Genomic DNA, 12,620 nt, shown 5'->3' with positions numbered 1-12,620 from the left:
GGACGGGCGCGAGGAGGGCGGCGGCCCGGCGGGCGGCGCCCTCGGTCTTGATCCGCTCGGGGGTCAGCAGGTCGGCCGCGGCTGCGCCTGGTCGGCTTCGGCCTCACGCTCGTCCTGCTCGTCTTCACCGTCCGGCTGCTGCAGGTGCAGGCGTTCGACGCGAGCGCCTACGCGGCCCGCGCCAACGTCAACCGCTACATCCCCGTCACCCTGGCCGCGGAGCGCGGCACCGTCACCGACCGCTCCGGCATCGACCTGGCCACCACCGTCGACGCCTACGACATCACCGCCGCGCCCGACCTGCTGACCCCCGAGCGGATCAAGACCGAGGGCGCCGCCCGCCGGGCCGCCGCCCTCCTCGCGCCCGTCCTCGGCGAGCGGCCCTCGGTGCTGGAGCAGAAGCTCACCGCCAACCCCAAGTCGAAGTACGTCGTCCTCGCCCGCCGGCAGACCCCCAAGGTCTGGAACCGCATCAAGGAGCTGAAGAAGGCGTCCGCGGCCAAGGCACAGGGCAAGGAGGGCGCCGACGTCCTCGCCGGGGTCAACAGAGAACCGCACAGCAAGCGCGTCTACCCCAACGGCGGCCTCGCGGCCGGGATACTGGGTTTCGTGAACGCGGAGGGCCGCGGGGGCGGCGGTATCGAGGCCCAGTACGACCGTGTCCTCGCGGGCCGGGACGGCAAGCTCGTCTACGCTCAGTCCGGCGGCCGCCAGGTGCCCACCGGCGACGTCAAGGAGCAGCCCGCGGTGCCCGGCTCGGACATCGAGCTGACCATCGACCGGGACATCCAGTGGGCGGCCCAGAGCGCCATCACCCGGCAGGTGCAGGAGTCCGGGGCCGACCGCGGCTACGTCGTCGTCCAGGACAACCGCACCGGCGAGATCCTGGCCATGGCCAACGCCCCCGGCTACGACCCGAACGACCTCGCCCACGCCGACAGCGCCGCCCTCGGCAACGCCGCCCTGCAGGACGCCTACGAGCCCGGCAGCGTCAGCAAGGTGATGACCATGGCCGCCGTCCTGGAGGAGGGCGCCGCGACCGCGGGAACGCACGTCGAGGTGCCCAACCGCCTGCCGCGCGCCGACCGCTCCTTCGCCGACGACGTCGACCACGCGACCTGGCACCTGACCCTCAACGGCGTGCTCGCCAAGTCCAGCAACATCGGCACCATCCTCGCCGCCGAGCAGCTCGGCAAGGACCAGGCACAGGCCAACCAGGTCCTCTACTCCTACCTGCGCAAGTTCGGCGTGGGCGAGCCCACCGGCCTCGGCTTCCCGGGCGAGACGCCCGGCATCCTCGCCCAGCCGGCCAAGTGGCAGGGCTCCCGGCAGTACACCATCCCGTTCGGCCAGGGCCTGTCCCTCAACGCCGTCCAGGCCGCCTCCGTGTACTCCACGATCGCCAACGGCGGCGAGCGCATCCGCCCGACCCTCGTGCGCGGCACCAAGGGCCCCGACGGCCGCTTCACCCCCGCGCCGGTCCCCGAGCGCACCCGGGTGATCAGCGACCGCACCGCCCGGGAGCTCGCCACGATGCTGGAGTCCGTCGTCGACGACCGCGAGGGCACCGGCACCAAGGCCAAGATCCCCGGCTACCGCGTCGCGGGGAAGACCGGCACCTCCAACCGGGTGGACCCGCGCACCGGCCGCTACCACGGCTACACGGCCTCCTTCGCCGGTTTCGCCCCCGCCGACAAGCCGCGCGTCACCGTCTACTGCGCCATCCAGAACCCCACCAAGGGCAGTTACTTCGGCGGCCAGATCTGCGGGCCCGTCTACAAGCAGGTGATGGAGTTCGCCCTGAAGACCCTGCAAGTACCCCCCTCCGGCACCCAGCCGCCCCGGCTGCCGGTGAGCTACGACGACGAGTGAGCCGGGGCCGGCGTGACGACCATCACTCCCGATCCGGGGAACCGCGGCCCGGGGCGCCCCTCGCTTCGCGACGGAGCGGGTGCGCCCGGTACGCTCACCGCCGTGCCACACGCTGATCAGTCCCACACCAGCCCCCAGGGCGCCCCCGCCGCTCCCGCGGGTGCGCCCCGTCCCACCCACGTCCGCCCCGCGCCGCTGGCGGAGCTGGCCGGTCAGCTGGGCATCCCCGCGCCGCAGGGCTCCGGGGCCGCCGTCACCGGCATCACGCACGACTCACGGGCCGTGCGGCCGGGCGACGTCTACGCCGCCCTGCCCGGCGCGCGCTTCCACGGCGCCGACTTCGCGGCGCAGGCCGCGAGCCTGGGCGCCGTCGCCGTGCTGACCGACCCGGCGGGCGCCGAGCGCGCCGCCGCCACCGGGCTCCCCGTGCTCACCGTGGCCGACCCGCGCGCCGTCATGGGCGAGCTGGCCGCCACGATCTACGGCCGTCCGGGTGAGGATCTGCTTCAGATCGGCATCACGGGCACCTCCGGCAAGACCACCACCGCCTACCTCATCGAGGGCGGCCTGCGGGCGGCCGGCGCGATGACGGGCCTGATCGGCACCGTCGAGTCCCGGATCGGCGACGAGCGGCTCAAGTCCGAGCGCACCACCCCCGAGGCCACGGACCTGCAGGCGCTCTTCGCCGTCATGCGCGAGCGCGGCGTCGGCTCGGTGGCCATGGAGGTCTCCAGCCACGCCCTGCGCCTCGGCCGCGTCGACGGCTGCGTCTTCGACGTCGCGGTCTTCAACAACCTCAGCCCGGAGCACATGGAGTTCCACTCCGGCATGGAGGACTACTTCCAGGCCAAGGCGGAGCTCTTCACCAAGGCCCGCAGCCGTGCCGGCGTCGTCAACCTCGACGACGAGTACGGCCGCCGGCTCGCCGCGGGCGAGTCCGAGGTGCCGGTGACGACCTTCTCCGCCGAGGGCCACCCGGACGCCGACTGGCGCGCGGACGGCGTCGAGATCGGCCCGTTCGACTCGGTCTTCACGATCCTCGGCCCGCGGGGCGAGCGCGTGCGGGCCAAGGCGCCCCTCGCCGGCCCGTTCAACGTCGCCAACACCCTGGCGGCCGTCGTGGCCCTCGTCGCGGCCGGGATCGACCCGCAGACCGCCGCCGACGGCGTGGCCGCCGTCCCCGGCGTGCCCGGCCGCCTGGAGCGCGTCGACGCCGGCCAGCCCTACCTGGCCGTGGTCGACTACGCCCACAAGACGGACGCCGTCGAATCGGTTCTCCGCGCCCTGCGCAAGGTCTGCGAGGGCCGTATCCACGCCGTCCTCGGCTGCGGCGGCGACCGCGACACCACCAAGCGCGCCCCCATGGGCGCGGCCCTCGCCCGCCTCGCCGACACCGCCGTGCTGACCTCCGACAACCCCCGCTCCGAGGACCCGCTCGCGATCCTCGCCGCCATGCTCAAGGGCGCCGCCGAGGTGCCCGTCCACGAGCGCGGCACCGTCCTGCTGCTGGAGGACCGGGCCGAGGCGATCGCCGCCGCGGTCGCCCGGGCCGGGGCGGACGACATCGTCCTGGTCCTCGGCAAGGGCCACGAGCAGGGCCAGGACATCAACGGCGTCGTCCGCCCCTTCGACGACCGCCAGGTGCTGCGCGAGGCCGTCGAAGCCGCGCGACTGCGCTCGCTCACCACGCACCGGAACGACCAGGGATGACAGACCGCCATGCGCGCACAACCCTCCCCCCGGAAGCTCTCCCGAACGGCCGGAGGTAAATCTCAGTGATCGCTCTGTCCCTCGCCGAGATCGCCGCCATCGTCGGCGGGCAGCAGCACGACATACCGGACCCCGGCCGCATGGCCGAAGGCCCGGTCGTGCGCGACTCCCGTGACGTGCGGCCCGGCAGCCTCTTCGCCGCCATCGCCGGCGAGCGCGTCGACGGCCACGACTTCGCCGAGCGCGCCGTCGCCGACGGCGCCGTGGCCGTGCTGGCCACCCGCCCCGTCGGCGTCCCCGCCATCGTCGTCCCGGACGTCGTGGCCGCCCTCGGCGCCCTCGCCCGCGCCGTCGTGGGCAAGCTCGGCACCGACGTGGTGGCCCTGACCGGCTCCGCCGGCAAGACCAGCACCAAGGACCTCATCGCCCAGCTGCTGCAGCGGCTCGGCCCCACCGTGTGGACCCCCGGCTCCCTCAACAACGAGATCGGGCTGCCGCTGACGGCCCTGACCGCCGGCCCCGAGACCCGCACCCTCGTCCTGGAGATGGGCGCGCGCGGCATCGGCCACATCCGCTACCTCACGGAGCTGACCCCGCCGCGCATCGGCGTCGTCCTCAACGTCGGCACCGCCCACGTCGGCGAGTTCGGCGGCCGCGAGCAGATCGCCGTGGCCAAGGGCGAGCTCGTCGAGGCGCTGCCCGCGGCGGACGCCGGCGGCGTCGCCGTGCTCAACGCCGACGACCCGCTGGTGCGCGCCATGAGCGCGCGCACCAAGGCCCGTACGGTCCTCTTCGGCGAGGCCGCGGACGCCGACGTGCGCGCCGAGGACGTCCGCCTGACCGCGACCGGGCAGCCCTCCTTCACGCTTCACACACCCACCGGGTGCGCCGCCGTGACCATGCGGCTGTACGGTGAGCACCACGTGTCGAACGCGCTCGCCGCCGCCGCCGTCGCCCATGAGCTGGGCATGCCCGTGACAGAGATCGCCACCGCGCTCTGCGAGGCGGGCCAGCTCTCCCGCTGGCGGATGGAGGTCACCGAGCGTGCGGACGGCGTGACGATCGTCAACGACGCCTACAACGCCAACCCCGAGTCCATGCGGGCCGCGCTGCGCGCGCTGGCCGCCATGGGCGCCGCCGCCACGGCGAAGGGGGCCCGCACGTGGGCGGTGCTCGGTCAGATGGCCGAGCTCGGTGAGGAGTCGCTCGCCGAGCACGACGCGGTCGGACGGCTGGCCGTCCGGCTCAATGTCGGCAAGCTCGTGGCAGTCGGGGGCAGGGAAGCGGCCTGGCTGCAGATGGGCGCCTATAACGAGGGTTCGTGGGGTGAGGAGTCGGTGCACGTGTCCGACGCGCAGGCGGCGGTCGACCTGTTGCGCAGCGAGCTGCGCCCGGGTGACGTCGTGCTGGTGAAGGCGTCCAGGTCGGTGGGGCTGGAGCGGGTGGCCGAGCAGCTGCTCGCCGTCGACGGTGAGGTCGCCGGCTGATGAACCAGATCCTCTTCGCGGGTGTCATCGGTCTCTTCCTGACCCTCATCGGCACCCCGCTGCTGATCAAGTTCCTCGCCCGCAAGGGCTACGGCCAGTTCATCCGCGACGACGGCCCGCGCGGCCACGCCGGGAAGAAGGGCACGCCCACCATGGGTGGCATCGCCTTCATCCTGGCCACGCTGATCGCCTACGCGCTGACGAAGGTCATCACCAGCCACGAGCCGACCTTCTCCGGTCTGCTGGTGCTGTTCCTGACGGCGGGCATGGGCCTCGTCGGCTTCCTCGACGACTACATCAAGATCGTCAAGCAGCGGAGCCTGGGCCTGCGGGCCAAGGCGAAGATGGCCGGCCAGCTGATCGTCGGCATCGCCTTCGCCGTCCTGGCCCTGCAGTTCGCGGACACCCGCGGCCAGACCCCGGCCTCCACCCGGCTCTCCTTCACCCAGGACTTCGGCTGGTCCGTCGGCCCGGTCATCTTCGTGGTGTGGGCGCTGTTCATGATCCTCGCGATGTCGAACGGCGTGAACCTCACCGACGGCCTCGACGGCCTGGCCACCGGCGCCTCCGTGATGGTCTTCGGCGCCTACGTCTTCATCGGCACCTGGCAGCACGGCCAGTCCTGCGGCAACCCGCTGACCGCCGGCTCCGGCTGTTACGAGGTGCGCGATCCGCTCGACCTCGCCGTCGTCGCCTCGGCCCTGATGGGCTCCTGCTTCGGCTTCCTGTGGTGGAACACCTCGCCCGCCAAGATCTTCATGGGCGACACCGGTTCGCTGGCCCTCGGCGGCGCCCTCGCGGGCCTCGCGATCTGCTCGCGCACCGAGCTGCTGCTCGCCCTCCTCGGCGGCCTCTTCGTACTGATCACCCTCTCGGTGATCATCCAGGTGGGTTCCTTCCGCCTCACCGGGAAGCGGGTCTTCAGGATGGCCCCGCTCCAGCACCACTTCGAACTCAAGGGGTGGAGCGAAGTCCTCGTGGTGGTCCGCTTCTGGATCATCCAGGGTCTGTGCGTGGCCATCGGCCTCGGAATCTTCTACGCCGGATGGCTGGCCATCAAGTGACGCTGCCCCCCGAAACCTCCGCATCCGCCGCCTCCTCCGCCTGGAGCGGCAAGAACATCACCGTCGCGGGCCTCGGCGTGAGCGGCATCAGCGCCGCCCGCGCCCTGGCCGGCCTCGGCGCCCGGGTGACCGTCGTCGACGGCGGCGACAGCGAGAAGCTGCGCGAGCGCGCCGCGGCCGTCGAGGCCGAGGGCATCACCGTCCGCCTCGGCGACGCCGAGACCCTGCCCGAGGGCACGGAGCTCGTCGTCACCTCCCCCGGCTGGAAGCCGTCGAGCCCGCTGTTCGCGGCCGCCGCCGCGGCGGGCGTGGAGGTCGTGGGCGACGTGGAGATCGCCTGGCGGCTGCGCGGCGAGAGCGGCCGCAAGCCGGCCGCCTGGCTCGCGGTCACCGGCACCAACGGCAAGACCACCACGGTCCAGATGCTGGCCTCGATCCTGGCGGCCGCGGGCCTGCGCACGCGGGCCGTCGGCAACATCGGCACGCCGATCGTCGACGTGGTGCTGGGCGAGGAGGAGTACGACGTCCTCGCCGTCGAGCTCTCCAGCTACCAGCTCCACTGGGCGCCCTCCGTCCGCGCCCACTCCGCGGCCGTGCTGAACCTCGCCCCCGACCACCTCGACTGGCACGGCTCCATGCGGGAGTACGCCGCCGACAAGGGCCGGATCTACGAGGGCAACCAGGTCGCCTGCGTCTACAACGCCGCCGACCCCGCCACCGAGCACCTGGTGCGCCAGGCCGACGTCGAGGAGGGCTGCCGCGCGATCGGCTTCACCCTCGGCGCCCCCGGCCCGTCCATGCTCGGCGTCGTCGAGGGCATCCTCGTGGACCGCGCCTTCGTGGCGGACCGGCAGACCACCGCGCAGGAGCTCGCCGACGTCTCCGACGTGAAGCCCGCGGCCCCGCACAACGTCGCCAACGCCCTCGCCGCCGCGGCCCTCGCCCGGGCCTTCGGCGTGGAGCCGGCGGCCGTCCGGGAGGGCCTGCGCGCCTTCCGCCCGGACGCCCACCGCATCGCCCACGTCGCGGACGTGGCCGGGGTCGCGTACGTGGACGACTCCAAGGCCACGAACACCCACGCCGCCGAGGCCTCCCTCGCGGCCTACGAGTCGATCGTGTGGATCGCCGGCGGCCTCGCCAAGGGCGCCACCTTCGACACCCTCGTCACCAAGGCCGCCAAGCGGCTGCGCGGCGTCGTCCTCCTCGGGGCCGACCGCGCCCTGATCGCGGAAGCGCTGGCGCGACACGCCCCGGATGTCCCGGTGGTCGACCTCGACCGGACCGACACTGGGGCGATGGCCGCGGCGGTGCGGGAAGCCGCGCTGCTCGCCGGGCCGGGCGACACCGTGCTCATGGCCCCGGCCTGCGCCTCGATGGACATGTTCACCGACTACAACAAGCGCGGCGAGGCCTTCGCCGAGGCGGTCCGGGACCTGGCCGGCCAGGAGCCGGGCGACGCCACGGACGAGTAGCCGCACGGTCCCTGCGGCGGGCCGCGGCCCCGGACCGCCCTCCCGGATGCGGGAGGGCCCCCGGGGCGGGTCCCGGCGGCGTGCGGCCGTACGCCGCCGGAGACCAGCGAAGGGGACACCCGGATGCACGCGCACGACATCCCGAGGCCGTCCGGCCCTTGGACGGCCCTGCGCGGCCCCGTCGCACGCTCCGGGCCCGCCCGGACGGCCCGTCCGCGCCCCGCAGCGGGCCGTGGAGGCGCTGCGGGCCGTGGGGGGCCCGGCGGGCCCAGACCGCCCCGCGGCACCCTGCTGGGGGGCCTCAGGCAGCTGCACCGGCGCGCCAAGCGCGCCTGGGACCGGCCCCTCACCGCGTACTACCTGGTGATGGGCGGCTCCCTGCTGATCACCGTGCTCGGTCTCGTCATGGTCTACTCGGCCTCCCAGATCAAGGCCCTGCAGAACGGCCTGCCGCCCACCTTCTTCTTCCGCAAGCAGCTCCTGGCCGCCGCGATCGGCGCCGTCATGCTGCTCGTGGCCGCGCGCATGCCCGTGCGGCTGCTGCGCGTCTTCGCCTACCCCGCGCTCGCCGGCTCGCTCTTCCTGCTCTGCCTGGTGCAGGTGCCGGGCATCGGCGAGACCATCAACGGCAACACCAACTGGATCTCCCTCGGCGGCCCGTTCCAGCTCCAGCCGAGCGAGTTCGCCAAGCTCGCGCTGGTGCTGTGGGGCGCCGACCTGCTGGCCCGCAAGCAGTCCAAGAAGCTGCTCACCCAGTGGAAGCACCTGCTGGTGCCGCTGGTGCCCGTCACCTTCGTGCTGCTCGGCCTGATCATGCTGGGCGGAGACATGGGGACCACCGTGGTGCTCACCACGGTGCTGCTCGGGCTGCTGTGGGTGGCCGGGGCGCCCACCCGGCTGTTCGCCGGGGTCTTCGGCGTCACCGCCGTGCTGGCCGTGCTGTTCATCAAGACCAGCGCCAACCGGATGTCACGGCTGGCCTGCATCGGGGCCACCGACCCCGGCAACCACGACCAGTGCTGGCAGGCCGTGCACGGAATCTACGCGCTGGCCAACGGCGGATGGTTCGGCGCCGGGCTCGGGGCGAGCGTGGAGAAATGGGGCGAACTCCCCGAACCCCACACCGACTTCATCTTCGCCATCACCGGTGAGGAGCTGGGCCTGGCGGGGACGCTGTCGGTACTCGCCCTCTTCGCGGCTCTAGGCTATGCGGGTATCCGCGTGGCCGGACGCACGGAGGACCCCTTCGTGAGGTACGCCGCGGGAGGTGTGACCACCTGGATCACGGCCCAGGCCGTGGTCAACATCGGTGCGGTGCTCGGCCTGCTGCCGATCGCCGGTGTCCCCCTGCCGCTGTTCTCCTACGGAGGGTCCGCCCTGCTGCCGACCATGTTCGCCATCGGGCTGCTGATCGCCTTCGCGCGCGACGAACCCGGTGCGCGGGCGGCGCTGGCCATGCGGCAGCCTGGGGTGAGATGGAAGACGATGAGACGGCGCGTCAAGAAGCGACCGTCCGGAGAGCGGTGAATTTCGGTGCATGTCGTACTCGCCGGTGGGGGGACCGCCGGCCACATCGAGCCCGCGCTCGCCCTCGCGGACGCCCTGCGCAGGCAGGACCCGACCGTGGGGATCACGGCGCTCGGCACGGAGCGGGGCCTGGAGACCCGGCTCGTGCCCGAGCGGGGCTATGAGCTGGGCCTCATCCCCGCCGTACCGCTGCCCCGCAAGCCCACACCCGAGCTGATCACCGTCCCCGGGCGGCTGCGCGGCACGATCAAGGCGGCCGAGCAGATCCTGGAGCGCACCAAGGCGGACTGCGTGGTCGGCTTCGGCGGCTACGTCGCGCTGCCCGGCTACCTGGCCGCCAAGCGGCTCGGCGTGCCGATCATCGTGCACGAGGCCAACGCCCGGCCCGGCCTCGCCAACAAGATCGGCTCGCGCTATGCCGCCGGGGTCGCGGTGTCCACCCCGGACAGCAAGCTGCGCAACGCCCGCTACGTGGGCATCCCGCTGCGCCGCACCATCGCCACCCTGGACCGCGGCGCGGCCCGGCCGGAGGCGCGGGCGTACTTCGGGCTCGACCAGAACCTGCCCACGCTGCTGGTCTCCGGCGGCTCGCAGGGCGCCCGCCGGCTGAACGAGGTCGTCCAGGCCGTCGTCCCGTTCCTGCAGCGCGCCGGCATCCAGGTGCTGCACGCGGTCGGCCCGAAGAACGACCTGCCGCGCGTGGACAACATGCCCGGAATGCCGCCCTACATCCCGGTACCGTACGTGGACCGGATGGACCTCGCGTACGCCGCGGCCGACATGATGCTCTGCCGCGCGGGCGCGATGACCGTCGCCGAGCTGTCCGCCGTCGGGCTGCCCGCCGCCTACGTCCCGCTGCCCATCGGCAACGGCGAGCAGCGGCTGAACGCCCAGCCGGTGGTCAAGGCCGGCGGCGGACTGCTGGTGGACGACGCCGAGCTGACGCCCGAGTGGGTGCAGAGCCACGTGCTCCCGGTGCTCGCCGACCCGCACCGGCTGTACGAGATGTCCCGTGCCGCTTCCGAGTTCGGCCGCCGGGACGCCGACGACCTGCTCGTCGGCATGGTGTACGAGGCGATTGCCGCCAAGAGAGCGGGCTGACGCCCGGAGCAGGAGGCTGGAGCGTGGCCGGACCGACGACCGCACGGCGCGGTGGCGCGAAGAGCAGCAAGTCGGTGCGGCCCCGCGGCGGAGGTCCCTCCCGGCCGGCCGGGAAGCCGGCCGGGAGACCGCCCGCGCGCGCTCCGCGCCGCGGCGGCCTCCGCTCCCGGCTGCCCCGCGGCCGCCGGCTGGTGCTGTGGGCGGTGGCGGCCGTGCTCGCCGGCGGTGCCGCCGGATGGGCCCTCTACGGCTCCACCTGGCTGCGCGCCACCCGGGTGGAGGTTTCCGGCGTCCGCGTGCTGACGCCCGATGAGGTGCGCTCGGCCGCCGGCGTCCGGCTCGGCGGCCCGCTGGTCTCCGTGGACACCGACGCCATCGAGGAGCGGCTGCTGGCCGCCCTGCCGCGGATCGCCTCGGTCCGGGTCGAGCGGTCCTGGCCGCACACGGTCGGCCTGAAAGTGGTCGAGCGTCAGCCGAAGGCGATCGTCCAGGATGCCGCGAAGGGCGGGAAATTTATCGAAATCGACGGCGAGGGCGTGCGGTTCGCCACAGTCGATCAAGCTCCGGGCGGGGTGCCCCGGCTGTCCGTGGAGCCCTCGGAGGCCGCCGCCGCCAGCCTGCGCCGCTTCGGCCCGGCCCGCCTGGAGCGCGAGGGGGTCCGGGTCGCCGAGGCGCTGCCCGAGGCCGTGCGGGCGGACACCCGCGCCATCCGCGTACGCTCGTACGACTCCATCACCCTGGAGCTGACGGGCGGTCGGACGGTCGTGTGGGGCAGCGGGGAGCGCGCCGAGGCGAAGGCCCGCGCGCTGACCGCTCTGCTCAAGGCCGCGCGGGGCGCCGATCGCTTCGATGTGAGCGCTCCCAGCGCTCCCGCGGCGTCGGGGAGTTGACGGCCGGTAGGGCCGGGCAGCACCCTGGCTGGCTACGGCTATGGGTGATCACATAGGGTGAAAAGAAAAACGGGAGGTTCGGCGTGTTCGTTGAACGCGCGCGGCTTGTCGACTTAGTGTCCTGTTCGGAGAACCCCAGCGAACAGCGGCACCGGTAACCCTAAACTTCACGTTGAGGGTTCGGGTCGGCACTGAACCGTCCCCCAGGCATACGTAACTCGAGGCGAGAGGCCTTCGACGTGGCAGCACCGCAGAACTACCTCGCAGTCATCAAGGTCGTCGGCATCGGCGGCGGTGGCGTGAACGCCATCAACCGGATGATCGAGGTCGGTCTCAAGGGCGTCGAGTTCATCGCGATCAACACCGATGCACAGGCCCTGCTGATGAGCGACGCAGACGTCAAGCTCGACGTCGGCCGCGAGCTCACCCGCGGCCTCGGCGCCGGCGCCAACCCCGATGTCGGCCGCAAGGCCGCCGAGGACCACCGTGAGGAGATCGAGGAGGTCCTCAAGGGGGCCGACATGGTCTTCGTGACCGCGGGCGAGGGCGGCGGCACCGGCACCGGCGGCGCCCCCGTCGTCGCCAACATCGCCCGTTCGCTCGGCGCCCTGACGATCGGTGTGGTCACCCGGCCGTTCACCTTCGAGGGCCGCCGCCGGGCGAACCAGGCGGAGGACGGCATCGCGGGTCTGCGCGACGAGGTCGACACCCTCATCGTGATCCCGAACGACCGGCTGCTGTCCATCTCGGACCGTCAGGTGAGCGTGCTCGACGCGTTCAAGTCCGCGGACCAGGTGCTGCTGTCGGGCGTCCAGGGCATCACCGACCTGATCACCACCCCGGGCCTGATCAACCTCGACTTCGCCGACGTCAAGTCCGTGATGTCCGAGGCGGGCTCGGCGCTCATGGGCATCGGCTCGGCCCGCGGCGACGACCGCGCGGTGGCCGCGGCCGAGATGGCGATCTCCTCGCCGCTGCTGGAGGCGTCCATCGACGGCGCCCGCGGCGTCCTGCTCTCCATCTCCGGCGGCTCCGACCTCGGTCTCTTCGAGATCAACGAGGCCGCCCAGCTGGTGAGCGAGGCCGCCCACCCCGAGGCCAACATCATCTTCGGCGCCGTCATCGACGACGCCCTGGGTGACGAGGTCCGGGTCACCGTCATCGCCGCCGGCTTCGACGGCGGCCAGCCGCCGGCCAAGGGCAGCCGCGACAAGGTGCTCGGCTCCTCCTACGGCTCCGGCCGCGAGGAGAGCACCCCGGCCGCATCGGGCCCGCGCCCGGCCACCCCGGCCGAGCCGTCCCGCTCGTCCTTCGGCGGCCTGGGCAATGTGACCCCGCGCACCGAGGAGCCCGTGGGCGACCCGGCGCCGGTCAACGAGCTCCCCCCGCCGCCGGTCTCCTCCCCCCAGGTCCCGCCGGCCCGTCCGTACCAGGACTCGACCGCCGAGGAACTGGACGTTCCGGACTTCCTCAAGTAGGACGTACGAGCGAGTGAGC

The 12,620-nt window shown here is 73.1% G+C and carries 9 protein-coding genes; all 9 read left to right on the top strand.

Annotation, left to right across the window (positions count from 1 at the left end; all coding sequences use genetic code 11):
- Window positions 1–81 precede the first annotated feature (81 nt).
- The 9 genes from ACSNOG_RS15475 to ftsZ all read left to right on the top strand — a co-directional run bounded on the left by ACSNOG_RS15475 (window position 82) and on the right by ftsZ (window position 12,601).
- Window positions 82–1,872, top strand: coding sequence for a peptidoglycan D,D-transpeptidase FtsI family protein (locus ACSNOG_RS15475; protein ID WP_436753225.1), 1,791 nt, complete (start codon window positions 82–84; stop codon window positions 1,870–1,872).
- A gap of 12 nt (window positions 1,873–1,884) precedes the next feature.
- Window positions 1,885–3,582: a UDP-N-acetylmuramoyl-L-alanyl-D-glutamate--2,6-diaminopimelate ligase gene (locus ACSNOG_RS15470; RefSeq protein ID WP_436753223.1), complete on the top strand. Its 1,698-nt coding sequence runs from the start codon at window positions 1,885–1,887 to the stop codon at window positions 3,580–3,582.
- 65 nt (window positions 3,583–3,647) lie between these two features.
- A complete protein-coding gene (locus ACSNOG_RS15465) occupies window positions 3,648–5,069 on the top strand; it encodes a UDP-N-acetylmuramoyl-tripeptide--D-alanyl-D-alanine ligase (RefSeq protein ID WP_436753222.1) in 1,422 nt (473 codons plus the stop codon).
- Entirely contained in the window at window positions 5,069–6,133 is a 1,065-nt protein-coding gene (mraY, locus tag ACSNOG_RS15460; protein WP_168090810.1) for a phospho-N-acetylmuramoyl-pentapeptide-transferase, read from the top strand. Before ACSNOG_RS15465 ends, mraY begins: the two co-directional genes overlap by 1 nt.
- Window positions 6,115–7,605 (top strand): UDP-N-acetylmuramoyl-L-alanine--D-glutamate ligase, encoded by a 1,491-nt coding sequence (gene murD, locus ACSNOG_RS15455; protein WP_436753221.1) that lies wholly within the window; start codon window positions 6,115–6,117, stop codon window positions 7,603–7,605. Before mraY ends, murD begins: the two co-directional genes overlap by 19 nt.
- Before the next feature lie 123 nt (window positions 7,606–7,728).
- On the top strand, window positions 7,729–9,132 hold the full coding sequence (gene ftsW / locus ACSNOG_RS15450) for a putative lipid II flippase FtsW (RefSeq protein ID WP_436753220.1): 1,404 nt from the start codon (window positions 7,729–7,731) through the stop codon (window positions 9,130–9,132).
- Between the two features lie 6 nt (window positions 9,133–9,138).
- Complete coding sequence (murG, locus tag ACSNOG_RS15445) at window positions 9,139–10,233, top strand: undecaprenyldiphospho-muramoylpentapeptide beta-N-acetylglucosaminyltransferase (protein ID WP_058044826.1); 1,095 nt, start codon at window positions 9,139–9,141, stop codon at window positions 10,231–10,233.
- Window positions 10,234–10,256: 23 nt separating this feature from the next.
- Window positions 10,257–11,123 (top strand): cell division protein FtsQ/DivIB, encoded by an 867-nt coding sequence (locus ACSNOG_RS15440; protein ID WP_436753219.1) that lies wholly within the window; start codon window positions 10,257–10,259, stop codon window positions 11,121–11,123.
- 239 nt (window positions 11,124–11,362) lie between these two features.
- The gene (gene ftsZ, locus ACSNOG_RS15435) at window positions 11,363–12,601 is read left to right on the top strand and encodes a cell division protein FtsZ (protein ID WP_436753218.1); all 1,239 of its coding nucleotides are present in this window, start codon (window positions 11,363–11,365) and stop codon (window positions 12,599–12,601) included.
- Window positions 12,602–12,620 lie beyond the last annotated feature (19 nt).

Origin of the sequence: Streptomyces sp. URMC 124 (assembly GCF_051386455.1) — a bacterium.
Lineage (GTDB): Bacteria > Actinomycetota > Actinomycetes > Streptomycetales > Streptomycetaceae > Streptomyces.
This window is presented reverse-complemented; position numbering and strand designations above follow the sequence as displayed.

Coding starts and splice junctions, on each gene's coding strand:
- murD (WP_436753221.1), top strand. CDS start 6,115: ATGGCTGGCCATCAAGTGACGCTGCCCCCCGAAACCTCCGCATCCGCC.
- mraY (WP_168090810.1), top strand. CDS start 5,069: ATGAACCAGATCCTCTTCGCGGGTGTCATCGGTCTCTTCCTGACCCTC.
- ftsW (WP_436753220.1), top strand. CDS start 7,729: ATGCACGCGCACGACATCCCGAGGCCGTCCGGCCCTTGGACGGCCCTG.